Genomic DNA, 19570 nt, shown 5'->3' on the forward strand with positions numbered 1-19570 from the left:
GGCGCGCGCGGGAAGCCAGGCCCTGGGGGCTCACAACTGGCTGTCGACCGGCAACAGCAAGAATAGTCCGGTTAGCACATTCCTGTAGAAACCCGCACCGGGGTCGAGGTTGTAGGTGCGGACCATGCCGTCTTCCTCGTCGGTCCACACGAGCGGCGACGAAATCGCGCTGCCGCGCAGCGACGCGAGCTGGGCAGGCGTCGCGAGCGAGACGCGATAGCTCACTTTCGGGGAGGTCGCGAACTGGAAGAGTTTGGCCACTTCTTGCGCGAGCGTTGGACTTTCCACGGCGAGCGCGAGCTCCGTATTCAGATTGGCCGAGCGCGGGTCGAGATTGAGCGAGCCGATCACCAGCGTGCTGTCGTCGATCACATAGGCTTTCGCGTGCAGGCTCGCGCGCGAGCGCGAACCGATCATGGGGAAGCGGCGCGCCCGCTCGGGCTTGGGCTGTACGGACTTGAACTCGTAGAGCTCCGCGTTGGCCTCCAGCAGCGGCACGCGGTAGGGGCTGTAGCCGGCCTGCACGGCGACGGCGTCGGTGGCCGCGAGCGAATTGGTGAGGATCGCCACGCGCACACCGCGCGCAGTGAGCGCGCGGATGGCCTGCACGCCCGCGTCGTGCGGCACGAAATACGGCGAGATGATCAGCACGCTGCTGTGCGCCTGATTGAAGCGATCGAGCAGGGAGCGCATCGCGTCGCCCATCTGGCCGCGCTCGGCGCCCGAAATTTTTTCCGGCGCGTCGGCCACGAATTCCCACTTCGCCCAGGTGAGCCCGAGTTCATTGCGCACGATCTGCTGCGCGAGCGGCGTGGCGTTGAGCGGCTTCGCGTTGTACGGGTCGGCGGTCTCGCGCCAGTGCGCGCGCAGCTCGTCGCGCGCCGCGTCGAGATCGTGCTGCTCGAACTTCTGATGGTTGAGCACGTTCAAGGGGTACGACACGCTGCTGTTCCAGTAGTCGTCGAAGCTCGCCGAGACGCTGGCCGCGACCGGCCCGGCGGTCAGCACGTCCAGATCGCGGAACTGCAGCGTTTCGCTCGCGCTGAAGTATTCGTCGCCGAGATTGCGCCCGCCCACGATCGCGAGTTCGTTATCGACGATCGTCGCCTTGTTGTGCATGCGGCGCGTGAACTGGTCGACGTTCGTGAAGAAGTTGCGTGTTCGGCTGAACATGCTCTCGCTCGGGCTGCCGTACGGATTGAACACGCGGATCTGGATGTTCGGATGGCTGTTGAGCGCCGCCATCAGACGGTCGATGTCACGGAAGTTCAGGTCGTCGACTAGCATGCGCACATGCACGCCATGATCGGCCGCATACAGCGCCGAGCCCAGCAGCAGCTTGCCGGTGGTGTCCTCGTTGGCGATGTAGTACTGCATGTCGAGCGTTTTCGTCGCCGCGTGCGCGAGTGCGATGCGCATCTGCAGCGAGTCGGTGCCGGTGGCGAGCAGGCGGAAGCCCGATTCGTCGGGATGGGCGGCCACGGGCGCGGCGAGCGCGACGCCAAGCGGCGTGGCGCTCGCCTCCGAGGCGGGCAGCGCCGCCGAGGTGGCACGCTGGAACGCCGTGGCGGGCGGGCGCGTCGCGCAGGCCGCGAGCAGCGTGACGCTCAGGAGCGCAAGCAACCGGAACGAAGCGAGCGAAGGGAACGGCGCGAGCAGGCGGGGCCGGGCGCGGCGCGACGGCGCTGCGAGGGCTGCGCGCGGGGCTGCGGGTCGGGTATCGGCGGCGAAGCTCTGAACGGTATGCGCGGGCAAGCGGATTCTCCTCTCCTGGCCACCGGGGTTGGCGCACAGCGCGTGCCCCCCGGTTGCATGCGAATTTATTGGCGCTGCGGCGTCCCTAATGGTTCGCTTACGTCGTACGCCTTTTGCCGCCGATTTTATCGGGAAGCCGTGTCGCACGGCGCTTAAGCGTGTGCGCTGCCGCAAGCCTCATTTCATGCCGGATGGAAACGTAGGCGCGCTCACTCGCCGCACACTGCGCCCATCACCTACCGAGGAGAGCGCGATGGATCGGATCATGCAAGCGGGCGCGGCCGGGACTCAGGCGCGGCGCGAGGAACTGCGCGAAGAACTGCAGATCGCGCGCGGCCACTGCCGCCTCGTACGCCGGGCGTCGGGTGGCGTGCTGGGCGTGCTCGAAGGGCGCGTGCTGATGACCGTGGAAAACGACCCGCAAGACTATTGGCTCGAGCCCGGCGAAGCTTTGCCGTTCGCGCCGGGTGAGCGGGTGTGGATCGGCGGATGGGACGAAGCGGTGCGCTGCGAGTTGTGTACGTCGTCCGCCTTGTCGGGCGAACGGTATGTGCGTGTCTTGCTTGGTTGGCTCGCGCGCCTGGCGGCACGCGCGCCGAAGCGCCCCGCCCATGTGCGGATGAGGGCGCTGCGCGGATGAGGCCGGGCAGGGCGGCTGGCCGGGCGGCTAAGCGCGATGCCCGCCATAGGCGGCCCTGCCTGAAGCACAGCCGGGCTTATCCGCGCCGGCTGGACGCGGCCCCGGCGTTCGCGCTGCGCGCTTCGTCGGCATCGCGCTCGCTGCCGCGCGCCGGCTTGCCGGCCCAGTAGCCCGCGAGCAGCGACCCGGAGAGGTTGTGCCACACCGAGAACAGCGCGCCGGGCAGTGCGGCGAGCGGCGAGAAGTAGAGCTTGCCGAGCGTCGCCGCGAGGCCCGAGTTCTGCATCCCCACCTCGATCGCGAGCGTGCGGCACACCGATTCGTCGAAGCCGAGCAGACGCCCGCCCCAGTAGCCGCCGAGCAGACCGATGCCGTTGTGCAACACCACGCCGAGCGCGACGAGCGGGCCCACCGTGGCGATGCTCGCGTGCGTGCCGCCCACCACGGCCGCGATGATCGCGAGGATCGAGACCATCGAGACGAGCGGCAGAATCGGCTCCACGCGGCGCACGAGGCGGCCCGCAAGACGGTTCACGACGAGGCCGACGGCAATCGGCAGCGCCACGATCTGCAGGATGCTCATGAGCATGCCGTGCACGTCGACGACGATCGAGGCGTCGACGTAAAAGCGCGTGAGGAGCGGCGTCGCAAACACGCCCACGAGCGTCGAGAGCGCGCTGATCGTCACGGAAAGCGCGACGTCGCCGCGCGCGAGATAGATCATCACGTTCGAGGCCGTTCCGCTCGCGACGCTGCCTACCAGCACCATGCCCGCAGTGAGGTCGGGCGGCATGTGCAGCGCGTGGGCAATGACCCACGCGGCAAGCGGCATCACCAGATAGTGCAGGACGATGCCGGCGAGCACGGGCGCGGGCCGCGTAAAGACGCGCTGGAAGTCGGCGAACGACAGCGTCACGCCCATGGAGAGCATGATGATCGTCAGGAGCGTCGTGACGTGCGGCGTGACGGGCGCGACGACGCCCGGGTTGAAGTAGGCGAAAAGCGAGACGAGGACGGCCCAGAGCGGGAACAGTCGGGTAATCGGGGCAAGCATGAGTGGGTCCGTGAGCGGGGTGTTATCGGGCGTTGTCGGGTGTTGTTGGGTTGTGCGCGCAATGTTCGCGCAGCAGGCGCGGCAACCGCACTCACGACGACGCGCCGACGCGCGCCGGCTGGCGCGGGCCGGTGCGGACGGAGTGCGATGTGATCCACGGCTGTGGCTGATGCGCCGGCCGGCGTGCGGTGCGTCGCGCGCAGCCAGGGCGGAGGCGGGGTGGCCGCTGAGTGGCGATTTTCCGGCCCTGGTTTTTTTGCGCTGGTTTTTGCCTTTGTGGGGCGGACGGCGAGCGGCGCCAGGTCCGCCATTTTAACCAGGCGTTTAACGAACTGTTCGGGGGCTCATCGGCGACGCGCCGGCAACCCGTCGGCAACCCGCCTGAACGAGCGTGCGCGGCTTCAGCCCGCGTGCGTTGCCGCCTCGATTTGCGCGCGCCGGCTGATGCGGTGAAAGCGCCACGTCATAAGCGCGGCCACGCTCGCGAGCCCGGCCGCGAGCCCCCACCAGAGCCCGAGCGCGCCCATCCCGAAGTGAAACGCGAGCACATAGCCGACCGGAAAGCCGATGCCCCAGTAGCCGAGCGTCGCGGCGACCATCGGAATGCGGGTGTCTTTCAGGCCGCGCAGGCAGCCGGAGCCCACGGTCTGCATGCCGTCGACGATCTGGAACAGCGCGGCCACGCCGAGCAGCGACGCCGCGAGCGCGACGGTCTGCGCGTTGGCCGGATCGTCGAGATGCAGGTAGAGCCCGACGATCCAGTGCGGCGCGAGCACCATCACGAGCGCCGACATCGACATGAAACCCACGCCCAGCGCAAGCGCGACGAAGCCCGCGTGGCGCGCCGCGCGCGGCACGCCCGCGCCGATCCAGTAACCCACGCGCACATTGGCCGCCTGGCCGATCGAGAGCGGCACCATGAACATCACCGAAGCCACGTTCAGCGCGATCTGGTGCGCGGCGAGCGGCGTCGCGCCGAGCAGGCCGGCCAGCAGGCCGGTGGCGAGAAACAGCATCGATTCCACGGCGTAGGTGATCGCCACCGGCCAGCCGATGGCGAAGAGCTCGCCCATCAGCGGCGCGGTGGGCCGCCGCGCGACCACGAAGTGCTGATGTGACGGTCGCAGATGCAGCAGCCCCATCAGCACCAGCGTGGTGAGCCAGACGGTGATCGCGGTGGCGACCGCCGAGCCGAGAAAGCCGAGGCGCGGCAGGCCCCACGCGCCGTGAATCAGCCCGTAGTTCAGGAAGCCGTTGAAGAACACGCTGATGATCGAGATCCACAGCAGGCGCTTCGCCGCGCCGATGGCGGGCAGGAACGAGCGCATCAGCCCCACGCCGATCAGGCTGGCGGGCGCGCCCCAACGCAGCACGGCTGCGTACTCGCCCACCTGGTGGGCGAGTACGGGCGGCTCGCCGAGCGCGACCAGCAGCGGCCCCGCGAACGACAGCAGCGCGAACGCGGGCAGGGCCAGCAGCAATGACAGCGCGAAGCCGGTCCAGTAGATGTGCGGCACGCGGTGCAGGTCGTCGGCGCCGCGCGCTTGCGCGACGCTCACGCTCACCGAAGTCAGCACCCCTTGCAGCACCGTCACCACCACGAAGAACAGGTTCGCGCCGAGCCCGCCCGCCGCGAGCGCGCCCGCGCCCAGCGAGCCGAGCAGCACGGTGTCGGTCACGCTCATGGCCATCTGCGAAAGCTGGGCGATGGCGAGCGGCGCGGCGAGGCGTGCGGTGTCGGCGGCGTGGCGTTTGAGCGAGGGCGGGGCGATGGCGCGGCTCGCGTGATCGGCGCGCGCGGGAGTAGTCGGTCGGGTCATGAAAAGCAAGCGCGGCGCGATAAATCGCGCCGCGCGTTCAGAAAGTGCGTTCGTGTCGAGTTGGGAAGCTCAATGCGAGATTACGCTTCTTTCGGACAAAAAGCACCCGGATGGTGCATCCGCTTTCGAATCTATTTCACTTTGGCCGGGGTAGCGCCTGTCTTACTCGGCTTCGCGCACGGCAATGCGCGTGTCGCCGAGCAGCACCGACTGGCCCGCGCGGATCTTGCACGTCTTGCGCAGTTCGACTTCGCCATCCACCTTCACGGCGCCGGAGGCGACGATCTGCTTGGCCGAGCCGCCGCTGTCGGCGAGACCGGTGATCTTCAGGAGGTTGTGGAGTTCGACGTAGTCGCCGGTGAGGGTGAAATCGAGATTGGGCATGGCGGAAACGAAAATCAGGGGTGCGCCGGGCAGGGCGCGCGAAGGGTAAGCATCATAAGCGATTGCGGGAGAGCGGGTGGACGTTACCTCGTTGCTTCGGCCACATCGCCGTCGCGCGCCCAAGTTGGGCGCTGAATGGCGCCAGATCACGGCAAGATCGGCGCTTGCGGACAAGAGGTGTATGAATATACAGTATGCGTCGCCGTGTCGATGCCCGACGCGGCACGCGACTTCTCATTTTCACCGGATATCGCCGGATCTGCCTTGTCGACCGTCTCCACTGCCTCTCTCGCGGATTCCCTTAGCACGAACGATATCGCGCGCGAGGCGGCGTCGTACCTCGCGAAGCTCAACGACGCCCAGCGTGCCGCGGTCGAGCATGGCGGGCCGCAGGCGTTCGCGCCCGGCGCGGCGCTCCCTGCGCCGCTGCTGGTGATCGCCGGCGCGGGCTCGGGCAAGACCAACACGCTAGCGCACCGCGTCGCGCATCTGGTCGCGAACGGCGCCGATCCGCATCGCATCCTGCTGCTGACCTTCTCGCGCCGCGCGGCGCAGGAGATGACGCGGCGCGTCGCGCGCATTGCAGCGGGTGTTTCTGGCGCAGCGGCGGCGCTGGCCCAGGGGCTCACCTGGGCAGGCACGTTCCACGGCATCGGCGCGCGTCTGCTGCGCGAATACGCCGAGCAGATCAGCCTCTCGCCAGCGTTCACGATCAACGACCGCGAAGACTCCGCCGATCTCATGAACCTCGTGCGCCACGAACTGGGGTTGTCGGCGAAGGACAAGCGCTTTCCCGCGAAGTCGACCTGCCTCGCGATCTACTCGCGCGTCGTCAACACCGGCGACTCGCTCGCGAACGTGCTCGCGCGCTCGTTCTCATGGTGCCTCGAATGGGAGCCGCAACTGCGCGCGCTGTTCGCGGCCTATGTGGACGCCAAGCAGAAGCAGAACGTGCTCGACTACGACGACTTGCTGCTCTACTGGGCGCACATGGCCGCAGAACCGACCATCGCGGCCGATCTGGCGGGGCGCTTCGACCATATCCTCGTCGACGAGTATCAGGACACCAACCGCCTGCAGGCGTCGATCCTGCTCGCGCTCAAGCCGGACGGGCGCGGCCTCACCGTGGTCGGCGACGACGCCCAGGCGATCTACTCGTTTCGCGGCGCGACGGTGCGCAACATCCTCGATTTCCCGGCGCAGTTCGATCCGCCCGCGCGTCAGGTCACGCTCGAGCGCAACTACCGCTCGACCGAACCGATCCTCGCCGCCTCGAACGCCGTGATGGACGCCGCCGCCGAGCGCTTCACCAAGAACTTGTGGACCGACCGCGCGTCGCAGCAGCGTCCGCGCCTCGTCACGGTTGCAGACGAGGCCACTCAGGCGCGCTACGTCGTCGAGCAGATCCTGGAGGCGCGCGAGGGCGGCATGAATCTCATGCAGCAGGCGGTCCTGTTTCGCGCCGCGCACCATAGCGCGACGCTCGAAATCGAACTCGCGCGCCGCAACATCCCGTTCGTGAAATTCGGCGGCCTGCGTTTTCTCGATGCCGCGCATGTGAAGGACGTGCTCGCCGTGCTGCGCTGGGCCGAGAATCCGCTCGACCGCGTGGCGGGATTTCGCGTGACGCAACTGCTGCCCGGCGTCGGGCCCGCGACGGCGGCGCGCCTGCTCGATCAGGTCGCGGCCTGCACAGGGGCGTACCGCGCCGCACAGGCGCTCGCCGCATTCGCGCCGCCGCCGCGCGCGGCCGAGGACTGGCCCGCGTTTGCGACGCTCGTCGATCAGCTCGGTATGCGCGCAACGCCCTGGCCCGCCGAGTTCGAGCGTGTGCGGCGCTGGTACGAGCCGCTTCTCGAGCGCAATCACGAAGATGCCCAGGTGCGTCTCGCCGATTTGCTGCAGATGGAGAGCATCGCGAGCACCTACGCGTCGCGCGAGCGCTTCCTGACCGAGCTCACGCTCGACCCGCCCGACGCCACGAGCGCCGAGTCGGCCGATCCACTGCTCGACGAGGACTACCTGATCCTCTCGACGATCCATTCGGCCAAGGGCCAGGAGTGGCGCAACGTGTTCGTGCTCAATGGCGTGGACGGCTGCATCCCGTCCGATCTCGGCGCGGGCAGCGACGAGGAACTGGAAGAGGAGCGGCGTCTGCTTTACGTGGCGATGACGCGCGCGAAAGAGGATCTGCACATTGTCGTGCCGCAGCGCTTTTATCTGCACAACCAGGCCGCGAGCGGCGACCGTCATGTGTGGGCGTCGCGCACGCGCTTCATCGCTGCACAGATGCTGCCGCTTTTCGAGTCGAGCGCCTGGCCGCCTGCGCCGGTGGTGAGCGCGCCGAGCGCGGCGGGGCTGGCCGCCGCCGCGCGCGCGAAGGTCGAGATCGGCGCGAAGCTGCGCAAGATGTGGGAGTAGGGCTGGGCCCTCGCCTTGAGCGGACTATCCGCGCGCCTGATTCTTCGGCGGCGGCACGAAGAAGTTGCGCAGCCAGGCGGCCAGGCGCGTGAACACGTCGTCGGGTTCCTCGACGAAAATTTCCGGCTTCAAAAGACGTAGATATTCCATGATCTGCTGCGCCTCCTGTTTCTGGAACGTGCCGTGCGCGATGGCCAGACGCAGCAGGCCGCGCAGCTCGCCCAGACGCTCGCGCGCGAGGCTGCCGCTCGCCTGCTCGCAGCCGATCTTCGCTTCGTAGACGCGCTGGCGCACCGACTCCGCGAGCCGCCACGCAGGCGTCTGCATCGACTCTTCGAGCATCTGGATATCCTGCACGCCGGACTGGATCTGCGCGGCGAGCGGGTCGATCAGCGCCTCCCCGGCATCCGCCTCGCTGACGATCGCGGCAGCCCACTCGCGGCATTGCTTCGCGCGCTCGTCGGGCGTCCATTCGGGCCGCGACGCAAAGCCAAAGCCGAATTCGCCCGCCTGGCGCAGCAGGATCGACACGACCTCGGGGAACTCCTTGTCGAGCGTGCGCTTGGCCCAGGCGTACTGCCCGCCCTGCAAAAGCCGCTGCACGGCCTGCTCGGTGAGCGGCGTCATGTTGTCGAGCAGCTTCGCGCGCAGGAAGTCCTCGAACGACGGCGTGAGGAACTGCGGGTCGAGCTTGAGCGAGACGCGCAGGAACGCATCGAAATCCTTGCGCAGCGACGCAAGCGTTTCGTCCTTGAGAGTGAGAGTGATATGCCCCATTGTGGTTGCCCCGTGTATTCCTCGCGGTGCCTGTCTGTCGCGCCAATGCAGGCCTCGACGGTTTATCGGCGCAGCGGGGCGAAACTTGAGGCGGGGCAGACAGGACCGGACGGGAGCCAGCAGCCTCAGCGCAGCACCACCCCCTGCCAGAGGAAGAACACGCCCAGCCCCACCGCTATGGTGAGGAGCGGCCGTTTGGTGAGCGCGCTCACGGCGATGGCCGCGAGCGCGCCGACGAGCTGCGGATTGCGCCACGTGAGCTCGGCGTGCTGGCCGTGCGGCGACACGGCCATCGGCACGATGATCGCGGTGAGCACCGTGACGGGCACGAAGCCGAGCGCGGTGCGCACGATCGGCGGGAACACCAGCCGATCGCCCAGCACGAAGACGGCGGTGCGCACTGCCACGGTTATGAAGGCCATGCCGAGAATCAGGACGACGTAGTTCATGGGCGGCCTCCAGCGGTGTGCGCATCGTGACAGGAAAGACAGGCGGCGCTTGCCTCGCTCGTGCTCTTGCCGACCGGGCCGGCAGCCTCGGCAGCGGGGGTGGTTTGGGCGGCTGGGGTGTCCCCGGCTGCCGCGCTCGCGCGCGGCTTGCGCGGCAGCGAGAGCGCGACGCCCACGGCCACGCCCGCGAACACGGCGCCAAGCAGGCCGAGCTTGTACGGCCAGCCTTGCCAGAAGAAGGCGAGCGTGCCCGCGGTGGCGGCGGCGGCCAGATAGCGCACGGCCACGAGCTGCGGCACGACGATGGCGATGAAGGTGGCAACCATCGCGAAGTCGAGCCCGAGCGACTGCAGCCCCGGGAAGGCCGCGCCGAACAGCAGGCCCGCTGCGGTCCAGAGCTGCCAGTTCAGATACATCGAAAGGCCCGAACCGAGGAAATGCCACGGTGAGACATCGCCGGGCGCATGGCGTCGGAAGTAGGCCCAGGAGACGGCGAACACCTCATCGGTGAGCAGGCCGCCGAGCACGAGGCGCCAGCGCATCGGCAGATGCGAGACATAGGGCGCGAGCGTCGCGCTGTAGAGCACGTGACGCAGGTTCACGATGAGCGTGGTGGCCCAGATCACCGCGAAGCTCGCGTGCGCGGCGATCAGCCCGAGCGCGATGAATTGCGCGGAGCCCGCGAACACGGCGAGCGACATCAACTGGCCGTGCCAGAGCGACAGCGGGCCCGAGGTGACGAGCGTGCCGAAAATGACGCCGAAGGGCGCGGAGCCGATCATCATGGGGATCGTGTCGCGTGCGCCGGCGACGAATTCCTTGAAGCGATGGGGGTGACGGGTCAAGCGAGTCTCCAGATTGGGAGGCCAGCATAGCGGGAAGCGGCGCGTGCGGCTTGTACGTTCTTGCGGCGTCGCCAGTGGTGGGGGCCGTGCGCCGTGGATCCGGCAGCGGGCAGCTAGTTGGCCTGCCAGCGGCCGGGCGGCACGCCGAACATGCGGCGGAAGTGCCGCGTGAAATGACTCTGGTCCGTGAAGCCGCTCGCGGCGGCGACCTCGGCAACCGAGGCGCCCGCGCGCAATGGCCCGAGCGCGCGTTGCAGCCGCAACTGGGTGCGCCACGCATGCGGCGGCAGCCCCGTGGCCTGGGTGAACAGGCGCGTCGCATGAAATGGCGAGAGGCCGACCGCCTGCGCGAGATCGGCCACGCGCAGCGGCTCGGTGAGATCGGCGGCCAGCAGCGCTTTCATGATTTCGACGCGCGGCTCGTTCGCGGTGGATTCGAGCCGGGCTTCGCGCGTGCGCGCGTGGCGGGTCAGGAGCGTGGAAAGCGCGTCGAGCAATGCGCCTTCCACGGCGAGGAGGTCGGGCTGCGGCGCGTCCAGTGCATGGGATGCATTGGGCACCAGCGCGAACTCAGTACGGCGACGGTCCGCATCCGCCTCCAGCAACTGGTGTGCGCGAGAGAGCCGGCGCGCGAGATCGGCGTCGCGGATCACCTCGGCGTCGAACCACGGTAGCGGCTGCGCGCGGCCCGCAATTTCGCCCGCGAGCGTGTGCAGATAATCGACCGGCACGTACATGACGCGATAACGCCAGCCTTCGTCCACGGCGCGCGAGCCCGTGTGGACCTCGCCCGGATTGATGACCGGCACGCTGCCCGCTTCCGCGACGTGCTGCGCGCCGCGGTAGTGGTAGCACTCGGCGCCGTCCTCGATCACGGGGATCGTGTAGGCCTCGTGCCAGTGCGGCGTGAAGGTGTGATCGTGATATTCGGCCGTGAGCAGATCCGCGCCGGGCAAAAGCGGCGTGCGCCAATAACGGGCGGAATCGCGAAAACGGGAGAGGGTCATGGAAAGGGTCCGGCCAGCACCCCTAGTTTAGCGCACGGGAATCGTCGTGCCCGCGGGCATCGGCACCGCGGTGACGCTGTTCTTCGCACTGCCGCTCACCACGCGGTCGCTGTACGTCAGGTAGACAAGCGCGTTGCGCTTCGTATCGACCACGCGGACCACGTGCAGCGTCTTGAAGACCAGCGACATGCGCTCGCTGAAGACATCGGCCTGTTGCTTGAGCGGGGCGGCGAAACTGATCGGGCCGACCTGGCGGCAGGCGATCGACGCTTCGGTCGGGTCTTCCGCGATGCCGAGCGTGCCTTTCACGCCGCCGGTGCGCGCGCGGGAGACGTAGCACGTGACGCCGCTCACGGCGGGATCGTCGTAGGCCTCGACGACCACCTTGTCGGAGCCGGTCATGCGGAAATTAGTGTTCACGCTGCCGATCTGCTCGGCGTGGGCGGCGCCCAGCGCGAGCGCGCCGGCGCAGAAGGCGAGCGCCGGACGCAGTCGGGCGGCGAAGCGAGTCGATTTCATGCGGAGTTCCGAAAATGGCGAAGCGACATTATCGGGCAGGGCGGGGAGGAGGTGATCCTGGTCGCTTCGTAGGGCTACTGCGCAAAAGAAAAAAGCCGTTGCGCAAGATACGCAACGGCTTCGATATTTTGGCTCCCCGACCTGGGCTCGAACCAGGGACCTACGGATTAACAGTCCGGCGCTCTACCGACTGAGCTATCGGGGAACAGCAGTACAACTACAACCTTTTACTTCATGAAAAAGCCCGTTCTGGTTAACGGGCTTTTGTAAATCTTGGCTCCCCGACCTGGGCTCGAACCAGGGACCTACGGATTAACAGTCCGGCGCTCTACCGACTGAGCTATCGGGGATCAACAAAAGCAGAGAACGAGATTCTATGGGGTCTGGCGCAACCTGTCAATACCTTGTCGTCATCTTATTATTCATTCCTGCAAAAAAGATGGCAGGAATTCAGGATGACGACACCCCAGGGGCAGAACGTGTGCTTAGCGCGCGAGCAGCGCGAGCTTGTCCTTCACGTCCTTGAATTCGTCGGCTTCCGGCAGCGGCGCCTTGGTCTTGGTGATGCTCGGCCAGCCCTTTGCCAGTTCGGCGTTCAGCTCGGTGAAGTGCTGCTGGTCGCCAGGCACATCTTCTTCGGCGTAAATGGCGTTCACCGGGCACTCGGCAACGCACACGGCGCAGTCGATGCACTCGTCCGGGTCGATCGCGAGGAAGTTGGGACCTTCGCGAAAGCAGTCCACCGGGCACACATCGACGCAGTCGGTATAGCGGCACTTGATGCAGCTTTCGGTCACAACGTGGGTCATTCAGGCAGCTCCTGCATGCTTTGTATCGGGGGTGGGCGCGCGATTGGCCGTGCGCCAAAACCAATATTGTAACTGATGCCGATTTCTCTCAGCCAGACGTCCGCAGCGGTTCTTAGATCGTTTCGTGATTAGTTTATGCGCCACGTTGGGTAAGCGCGATCAAGATCCGCGCAAGGGAGCGCATGCGACATGAGGGGCCGGCGGCGTGGCACGGACGCATTCGGGTAACATGCAGGCATCTTCGGCGCATGCCGATTGCGGCGCAGCCGCCTCGCTCATCATGATCATTACTTCGCTGCTCGATACCGACCTGTACAAATTCACGATGATGCAGGTGGTGCTGCATCATTTCCCCGCGGCCAATGTGGAATATCGCTTCCGCTGCCGTACGCCCAACGTCGATCTAGTCCCTTACGTCGACGAAATTCGCAGCGAGATCCAGAAGCTTTGCAGGCTGCGCTTTGCCGAGCCCGAACTCGAGTATCTGCGCAAGATGCGCTTCATCAAGGGCGACTTCATCGATTTTCTCGCGCTCTTCCATCTGAACGAGAAGTACATTTCGGTCACGCCTTCACCGAAGGGCAATGGCGAAATCGACATCGAGATCAAGGGGCCATGGCTGCACACGATTCTCTTCGAGATCCCGGTGCTCGCCATCGTCAACGAGGTCTACTTCCGCAACACGCAGCAGCATCCGCAGTACGAGGAGGGGCGCGAGCGCTTGCGCCACAAGATCGAGCTGCTCGGCGCGAAGCCTGAGTTCGCCGACTGCAAGATCGCCGACTACGGCACGCGCCGCCGCTTCTCGAAGCGCTGGCACGAGGAGGTGATCCTCACGCTCAAGGAAGATCTCGGCGAGCAGTTCACGGGCACGAGCAACGTCTACTACGCCATGAAGCACAACCTCACGCCGCTCGGCACCATGGCGCACGAGTATCTGCAGGCCTGCCAGGCGCTCGGCCCGCGCCTGCGCGACTCGCAGATCTACGGCTTCGAGATGTGGGCGAAGGAGTATCGCGGCGACCTCGGCATCGCACTCTCGGATGTTTACGGTATGCAGGCCTTTCTGCGCGACTTCGACATGTACTTCTGCAAGCTCTTCGACGGCGCGCGCCACGACTCCGGCGACCCGTTCGAGTGGGGCGAGCGTCTGCTCAAGCACTACGAGGACAACCGTTGCGACACGCGTACGAAGACCATGATCTTTTCGGACGCGCTCGACATTCCCAAGGTGCTGCGCCTGTATGAGCGTTTTCGCGGGCGTTGCCGCCTCGCGTTCGGCGTGGGCACCAATCTCACCAACGACCTCGGCTATCAGCCGCTGCAGATCGTCATCAAGATGGTCCGCTGCAATGGCCAGCCGGTCGCCAAGCTTTCCGATTCGCCGGGCAAGAACATGTGCGACGACAAGGCTTATCTCGCCTATCTGCGTCAGGTGTTCGGCATCGAGCAGCCCACGGAAGAAGAGATCGCGGGCCAATAAGCCTCTTTGTTCGAGGTCAGAAGAAAAGCGACGCCCCGGTATAATCGGCGCGTCGCTTTTCTTCATCTGTCGAGGTCGCGTATGGACTCCAAGGTCGACACCACGGCCGCCCGCCGCAGCATACTCGCGCGCATCCGCGCGGCGCAGGGCCGCGACGCGACGCCTGCCGCGCAAGAGCGCGAAGCCGTCGCCGACTACCTCGCGCGTCATCCGCAAGGGCCACGTCCGCCGCTCGAAGGCGATCTCGTCGCGCGCTTCATGGACGAGGCGAAGAAGATGGCGTCGAGCATCGACGAAGTCGAGCAGCTCGCCGATGTGCCCGCTGCCGCCGCGCGCTATCTCGCGTCGCTCGGACTCCCGACCGAGGCGGTCGCCTGGAAGGTGCTCGAGTCGTTCGACTGGGCCGGCGCGGGATTGAGCGTCGAATTTCGCAAGCCGGAAGACCGCGATCTCGTGGGCCTGACCGGATGTTTTTGCGCGACCGCCGAAACGGGCACGCTGGTCCTGCTGTCCAGCCCGCAATCGTGGGCCTCGGGCGCGCTGCTGCCCGAGACGCACATTGCCGTCGTGCCTGCGTCGCGCATCGTGGCCGGTCACGAAGACGCTTTCGCGCTCATGCGCGCCGAACGTGGCGAGCTGCCGCGCGCGGTCAACTTCGTTTCGGGACCGTCGCGCACCGGCGATATCGAACAGACCATCGTCCTCGGCGCGCACGGGCCGTATCGCGTGCATGTCATCGTCGTGAAGGGCGCATGACGGTTGAGGCGGCCGTCGTCGACGGCGCAACGCTTTCCGCCGCGTGGGGCTTGCCGTTCGCGTGCATGCTGCTGTCGATTGCGCTCTTTCCGATGTTCGCGGCCACGTTCTGGCATCGGCATTTCGGCAAGATTTCGGCGGTCTGGGCGCTCGCGTTCCTGCTGCCGTTCGCGGCGACGCACGGTTTCGCGGCCGCCTGGCCGCTCATGCTGCACGCGCTATTCGATGAGTATGTGCCGTTCATCGTCCTGCTCGGCGCGCTCTATACGATATCGGGCGGCATCTGCGTGTACGGCAACCTGCGCGGCTCGCCGCGCACGAATACCGCGATTCTCGCGCTCGGCACCGTGCTCGCGAGCGTGATGGGCACGACCGGCGCGGCGATGCTGCTGATCCGGCCGCTCCTGCGCGCAAACGACAACCGGCGCCACAACGTCCACGTCGTGGTGTTCTTCATCTTTCTCGCGGCCAATGCCGGCGGCTCGCTCACGCCGCTCGGCGATCCGCCGCTCTTCCTCGGTTTTCTCAACGGCGTGGGTTTCTTCTGGACTACGCAGCATCTCGCACTGCCAATGCTGTTCGTCTGCGGCGTGCTGCTTGCTGCGTTTCATGCGCTCGATTCGTGGTACTTCCATCGTTCGGGCGAGGCGCGCGCGGCGTTTCTCGACCCGACGCCGGACACGCCCGATCTGTACGTCGGCGGCAAGCTCAACTTCGTGCTGCTCGCGCTCGCGATTGCGCTCGTGCTGATGAGTGGCGTCTGGAAGCCTGACATCGGCATGGCGTTGCCGGGCGTGCACCTCGAGCTGCAGAATCTCGTGCGTGACATGGGGCTGGTTGTGCTGGCGTTCGTGTCGCTCGTGTTCGTGTCGCGCAAAGCTCGCGCCGACAACGACTTCGACTGGGCGCCCATCGCCGAAGTGGCGAAGCTGTTCGCGGGCATCTTCGTGACGATCGCGCCGGTGATTGCGATGCTGCGCGCGGGCGAGGCGGGCGCGTTTGCTGCGCTGATCCAGTTCGTGAACGACGCGCCCGGCCAGCCCAACGACGCGCTGTACTTCTGGGCGACGGGCCTGCTCTCGTCGTTCCTCGACAATGCGCCCACCTATCTCGTGTTTTTCAATCTCGCAGGCGGCGACGCGCAGGCGCTCATGACGGGCGGTGCGAAAACGCTTGCGGCCATCTCGGCCGGCGCGGTCTGGATGGGCGCGATGACCTATATCGGCAACGCGCCGAACTTCATGGTGAAGGCCATCGCGCAGCGGCGCGGCGTGCGCATGCCGGGCTTCTTCGGCTATCTTGGCTGGTCCTGCGTGGTATTGCTGCCGGTGTTCGCCGTCGCGACCTGGCTCTTTTTCGTCTAACGAGCGGGTTCGGCACAGCTCGTTGAGTTGACCTTTATTTGATCTGTAGTAGTGCGGAGAGCACCCATGCAAAAAATTCTCGTGGCGCGCCCGATCTTCCCGGACGTGATCGATCGGCTCAAGCAGTATTTCGACGTCGACTGGAACAATGGCGAGACGCTGTCCGCCGACGCCCTCAAGGCGCGGCTCGCCGACAAGGACGGCGCGCTCACCATGGGCGAGCCAATCGACGCGGCGGTGCTGGCCGCGGCGCCGCGCCTGCGCGTGGTCTCGAACATGGCGGTGGGCTACAACAACTTCGACATGCCGGCCTTCAACGCGGCGAACGTGCTGGGCACCAACACGCCCGACGTGCTCAACGAAACCACGGCCGACTTCGGCTGGGCGCTGATGATGGCGGCCGCGCGACGCATGACCGAGTCGGAGCACTTCCTGCGCGCGGGCAAGTGGAGCAAGTGGTCCTTCGACATGTTTCTCGGCGCGGACATTCACGGATCGACGCTCGGCGTGATCGGCATGGGCCGCATCGGCCAGGCGATCGCGCGCCGCGCGCGCGGCTTCAACATGCGCGTGATTTATCACAACCGCTCGCGCGTCGCGCCCGAGATCGAGGCCGAGCTCAACGCGGAATATCGCTCGAAAGAAGCGCTGCTCAAGGAGGCCGATCACGTCGTGCTCGTGCTGCCCTATGTGCCGGCGAATCATCACACGATCGGCGCGGCCGAACTCGCGCTGATGAAGCCCACGGCCACGCTCACGAATATCGCGCGCGGCGGCATCGTCGACGACGCGGCGCTCGCCGAGGCGCTGCGCACGCGCCAGATCGCCGCTGCGGGCCTCGACGTGTTCGAGGGCGAGCCGAGCGTGCATCCGGCTTTGCTCACGGTGGACAACGTGGTGCTTACGCCGCATATCGCGAGTGCGAGCGAAGGCACGCGCCGCGCGATGGCCAACCTCGCCGCCGAGAACCTGATCGCCGCGCTGGGCGAGGGTCCGCGCGCGGGGCAGCCGCCCAATCCGATCAATCCGGACGTCATGGGGAAGGCGCGTTCATGAACGCGGAGCCGTTGATGGCGGTGGCGACGCTCGTGCTTGCGGTTGCCCTGGCGATCGCGGTGTTCGCGCTCTTGCGCGCGCGCCGCGGTACGCAGGACGACGCGCACGCGGAAGCCACGCTCGACGCGCTCGACCAGTTGAGCGACCGTATCGCGGGCTCGACCGACACCCAGGCGCGCGCGGCCGAGCGCATCGAGCGCGAGCTGCGCAACGAGATCGCGCGCACCGCGCAGGCCTCGCGCAGCGAATTCGGCGGCGGCTTCACGCAGGTGCAGCAGGGGCTCGCCGCGCATCTCACGAGCATCGCGACCGTGCAGAACGGCCAGCTCGAGAGCTTCGCGCAGCAGCTCGAAGCCATGCGCCAGAGCCAGCAGTTGCAGGCGCAACAGGCGCGCGACGAGCAAGGCCAGGCGTTGCGCCATTTCGGCAACGTGCTCGGCCAGCAAATCGCGCAGCTGACCGAGGCGAACGACCGCCGCCTCGCCGAGGTGCGCGCGACGCTCGAGCAGCGCCTGAAGGACATCGAAGCCAACAACGCGGCCAAGCTCGAAGAGATGCGCCGCACCGTCGACGAGAAGCTGCACGCGACGCTCGAGCAGCGTCTCGGCGAATCGTTCAAGCTTGTTTCCGACCGGCTGGAGCAGGTTCATCGCGGACTGGGCGAAATGCAGACGCTCGCGGCGGGCGTCGGCGACCTGAAGAAAGTGCTCACCAACGTGAAGACGCGCGGCACGTGGGGCGAGGTGCAGCTCGAAGCGTTGCTCGAACAGATGCTCACGCCCGAGCAGTTCGCGAAAAACGTGGCGACGGTGCCGGGCAGCAACGAGCGCGTGGAGTTTGCGATTCGGCTACCGGGGCGGGGCGGGCCGGGCGGTGCCGAGGCTTGCGCCTCAGACAGCGCGCCGGTCTGGTTGCCGGTCGACGCCAAGTTTCCGCGCGAGGACTACGAGCGGCTCATCGATGCGCAGGAGCGTGCCGACGCGGCCGGCATCGAGGAGGCCGGCCGCGCTCTGGAAGCGCGCGTGCGCGCCGAGGCTCGCACCATCGCCGAGAAATACGTCGCGCCGCCGCACACGACCGACTTCGCGCTGCTGTTCCTGCCCACCGAAGGGCTTTACGCCGAGATCCTGCGCCGCCCGGGCCTCACTGATGTGTTGCAGCGCGACTACCGTGTGAGCGTCGCGGGCCCGACCACGTTGACGGCGCTGCTCAACAGCCTGCAGATGGGTTTTCGCACGCTCGCGATCGAGAAGCGCTCTAGCGAGGTCTGGCAGGTGCTGGGCGCGGTGAAGACCGAGTTCGGCAAGTTCGGCGAAGTGCTCGCGCGCACCAAGTCGCAACTGGAGACGGTCACGCGCTCGATCGAGGCCGCCGAAGTGCGCACGCGCGTGATGAACCGCAAGCTGCGCGACGTCGAGGCTTTGCCCGGCGAGGCCGCGTCGAACCTGCTCGGCGATGCGCTGCGCAATGGTGGGAGCGGCGAGAACAACGATAGCGGCGACGAGTGACGCACGTTTAGCGCGAGCCACGCAACGAAGCATCCAAAAAAACATCGGGCCGTCCGCAGATCGCTGCGGACGGCCCGATTTTCATGCTGCTGCGGTTTTAGCTAGCGACCGGCTCGGCAGGCGCCGCAAGCTGGTCGAGCGCATCGCCCGTCACGCGCACCACGCGCCAGTCGGGCAGGATGGTTGCGCCCATCTTCTCGTAGAAGCGGATGGCCGGCGTGTTCCAGTCGAGCACGGTCCACTCGAAGCGGCCGCACTTGCGTTCCACGGCGATGGCCGCGAGCGCGCGCAGCAGCGCCGTGCCCAGTCCCGTGCCGCGCTGCGACGGCTGCACGTATAGGTCTTCGAGATAGAGCCCGCGACGTCCGAGGAAAGTCGAGTAGTTGTGGAAGAACAGCGCGTAGCCGACGATGCGGCCCGCGTCCTCGGCCACCAGTGCCTCGGCCGCCGGGTGCGCGCCGAACAGCGCATCGGCGAGTCCTTCGGGCGTGCCCGTGAAGACGTGCGTGAGTTTTTCGAACTCGGCGAGTTCATACATCAGCGCGTGCATGGCGCTGACGTCGGTGGGCGCGGCTGCGCGGATCGTGGCCGTCATCACGCCTCCTCGGGCACGTCGGAGAGATGAATCTCGATGCCGCCGAAGCGCGCGGCGACCCAGTTGTACAGATGGCAGGCAATCCACAGCAGCACGAAGCCGACGATCGCATTGAGGATCAGCGCGCTGAACACGGTGCCGAGCTCGAAGGTGCCGTAGCGGAAGAAGGCGACCACCGCGACGAGCAGCACGACCGGCACGCTGAAGGTCAGGTACACGAGGATGAGAGCCTTCGCGGTCTGCCCGGCGGCGATGAACGAAATCTGTTTTTTCATGTGAATCGGTCCGTAGGTCGAGGGGACGTCGCTGATGGACGCCGAATCATGTT

At 66.8% G+C, this 19570-nt stretch carries 19 protein-coding genes and 2 tRNA genes; 7 read left to right on the forward strand and 14 right to left on the reverse strand.

Annotated elements, in window-relative coordinates:
• Positions 1–30: 30 nt before the first annotated feature.
• The gene (locus HV773_RS19765; protein ID WP_175196540.1) at positions 31–1659 is read right to left on the reverse strand and encodes a phospholipase D family protein; all 1629 of its coding nucleotides are present in this window, start codon (positions 1657–1659) and stop codon (positions 31–33) included.
• Between the two features lie 349 nt (positions 1660–2008).
• Here HV773_RS19765 and HV773_RS19770 point away from each other — a divergent pair, with 349 nt between their 5' ends.
• Complete coding sequence (locus tag HV773_RS19770) at positions 2009–2395, forward strand: DUF2917 domain-containing protein (protein ID WP_175196534.1); 387 nt, start codon at positions 2009–2011, stop codon at positions 2393–2395.
• 76 nt (positions 2396–2471) lie between these two features.
• Here HV773_RS19770 and panS read toward each other — a convergent pair whose 3' ends face one another.
• The 3 genes from panS to HV773_RS19785 all read right to left on the reverse strand — a co-directional run bounded on the left by panS (position 2472) and on the right by HV773_RS19785 (position 5653).
• Positions 2472–3449: a ketopantoate/pantoate/pantothenate transporter PanS gene (gene panS / locus HV773_RS19775; protein WP_175196536.1), complete on the reverse strand. Its 978-nt coding sequence runs from the start codon at positions 3447–3449 to the stop codon at positions 2472–2474.
• Positions 3450–3850: 401 nt separating this feature from the next.
• Positions 3851–5269: an MATE family efflux transporter gene (locus HV773_RS19780; protein WP_129562478.1), complete on the reverse strand. Its 1419-nt coding sequence runs from the start codon at positions 5267–5269 to the stop codon at positions 3851–3853.
• A 162-nt stretch (positions 5270–5431) separates the two neighbouring features.
• A complete protein-coding gene (locus tag HV773_RS19785; RefSeq protein ID WP_028215955.1) occupies positions 5432–5653 on the reverse strand; it encodes an RNA-binding S4 domain-containing protein in 222 nt (73 codons plus the stop codon).
• A 210-nt stretch (positions 5654–5863) separates the two neighbouring features.
• On the opposite strand from HV773_RS19785, the gene HV773_RS19790 reads away from it, so the two are divergent.
• A complete protein-coding gene (locus tag HV773_RS19790; RefSeq protein WP_129563369.1) occupies positions 5864–8074 on the forward strand; it encodes an ATP-dependent helicase in 2211 nt (736 codons plus the stop codon).
• 24 nt (positions 8075–8098) lie between these two features.
• Here the strand turns inward: HV773_RS19790 and HV773_RS19795 are convergent, their stop codons facing one another.
• From HV773_RS19795 to fdxA, 8 genes are all read right to left on the reverse strand, one after another.
• Positions 8099–8851 carry a DUF4088 family protein gene (locus HV773_RS19795; protein ID WP_129562477.1) on the reverse strand — a complete coding sequence of 251 codons (753 nt, stop codon included), beginning with the start codon at positions 8849–8851 and terminating at the stop codon, positions 8099–8101.
• 125 nt (positions 8852–8976) lie between these two features.
• A complete protein-coding gene (locus HV773_RS19800) occupies positions 8977–9300 on the reverse strand; it encodes an AzlD domain-containing protein (RefSeq protein WP_129562476.1) in 324 nt (107 codons plus the stop codon).
• Positions 9297–10085: an AzlC family ABC transporter permease gene (locus tag HV773_RS19805; protein WP_129563368.1), complete on the reverse strand. Its 789-nt coding sequence runs from the start codon at positions 10083–10085 to the stop codon at positions 9297–9299. Before HV773_RS19805 ends, HV773_RS19800 begins: the two co-directional genes overlap by 4 nt.
• Before the next feature lie 173 nt (positions 10086–10258).
• On the reverse strand, positions 10259–11152 hold the full coding sequence (locus HV773_RS19810; RefSeq protein ID WP_129562475.1) for an AraC family transcriptional regulator: 894 nt from the start codon (positions 11150–11152) through the stop codon (positions 10259–10261).
• Between the two features lie 27 nt (positions 11153–11179).
• On the reverse strand, positions 11180–11671 hold the full coding sequence (locus HV773_RS19815) for a CreA family protein (RefSeq protein WP_129562474.1): 492 nt from the start codon (positions 11669–11671) through the stop codon (positions 11180–11182).
• A gap of 129 nt (positions 11672–11800) precedes the next feature.
• Positions 11801–11876: transfer RNA gene (locus HV773_RS19820), tRNA-Asn, on the reverse strand.
• A gap of 69 nt (positions 11877–11945) precedes the next feature.
• Positions 11946–12021, reverse strand: a tRNA-Asn gene (locus HV773_RS19825).
• A 135-nt stretch (positions 12022–12156) separates the two neighbouring features.
• Positions 12157–12480, reverse strand: a complete 324-nt coding sequence (gene fdxA, locus HV773_RS19830) for a ferredoxin FdxA (protein WP_035522616.1) — start codon at positions 12478–12480, stop codon at positions 12157–12159.
• 280 nt (positions 12481–12760) lie between these two features.
• Here fdxA and pncB point away from each other — a divergent pair, with 280 nt between their 5' ends.
• From pncB to HV773_RS19855, 5 genes are all read left to right on the forward strand, one after another.
• Complete coding sequence (gene pncB / locus HV773_RS19835) at positions 12761–13963, forward strand: nicotinate phosphoribosyltransferase (RefSeq protein WP_129563367.1); 1203 nt, start codon at positions 12761–12763, stop codon at positions 13961–13963.
• Positions 13964–14044: 81 nt separating this feature from the next.
• A complete protein-coding gene (locus HV773_RS19840; RefSeq protein WP_175196538.1) occupies positions 14045–14719 on the forward strand; it encodes a LutC/YkgG family protein in 675 nt (224 codons plus the stop codon).
• On the forward strand, positions 14716–16083 hold the full coding sequence (locus HV773_RS19845) for a sodium:proton antiporter (protein ID WP_129562472.1): 1368 nt from the start codon (positions 14716–14718) through the stop codon (positions 16081–16083). Before HV773_RS19840 ends, HV773_RS19845 begins: the two co-directional genes overlap by 4 nt.
• Before the next feature lie 66 nt (positions 16084–16149).
• Positions 16150–17139: a 2-hydroxyacid dehydrogenase gene (locus HV773_RS19850; RefSeq protein ID WP_129562471.1), complete on the forward strand. Its 990-nt coding sequence runs from the start codon at positions 16150–16152 to the stop codon at positions 17137–17139.
• Positions 17136–18647 carry a DNA recombination protein RmuC gene (locus HV773_RS19855; protein WP_129562470.1) on the forward strand — a complete coding sequence of 504 codons (1512 nt, stop codon included), beginning with the start codon at positions 17136–17138 and terminating at the stop codon, positions 18645–18647. Before HV773_RS19850 ends, HV773_RS19855 begins: the two co-directional genes overlap by 4 nt.
• Before the next feature lie 97 nt (positions 18648–18744).
• Here the strand turns inward: HV773_RS19855 and HV773_RS19860 are convergent, their stop codons facing one another.
• Positions 18745–19242: a GNAT family N-acetyltransferase gene (locus HV773_RS19860; protein WP_129562469.1), complete on the reverse strand. Its 498-nt coding sequence runs from the start codon at positions 19240–19242 to the stop codon at positions 18745–18747.
• A complete protein-coding gene (locus tag HV773_RS19865; protein ID WP_035522630.1) occupies positions 19242–19517 on the reverse strand; it encodes a DUF3566 domain-containing protein in 276 nt (91 codons plus the stop codon). Before HV773_RS19865 ends, HV773_RS19860 begins: the two co-directional genes overlap by 1 nt.
• Positions 19518–19570 lie beyond the last annotated feature (53 nt).

Source organism: Paraburkholderia caffeinitolerans (assembly GCF_902859945.1).
Lineage (GTDB): Bacteria > Pseudomonadota > Gammaproteobacteria > Burkholderiales > Burkholderiaceae > Paraburkholderia > Paraburkholderia caffeinitolerans.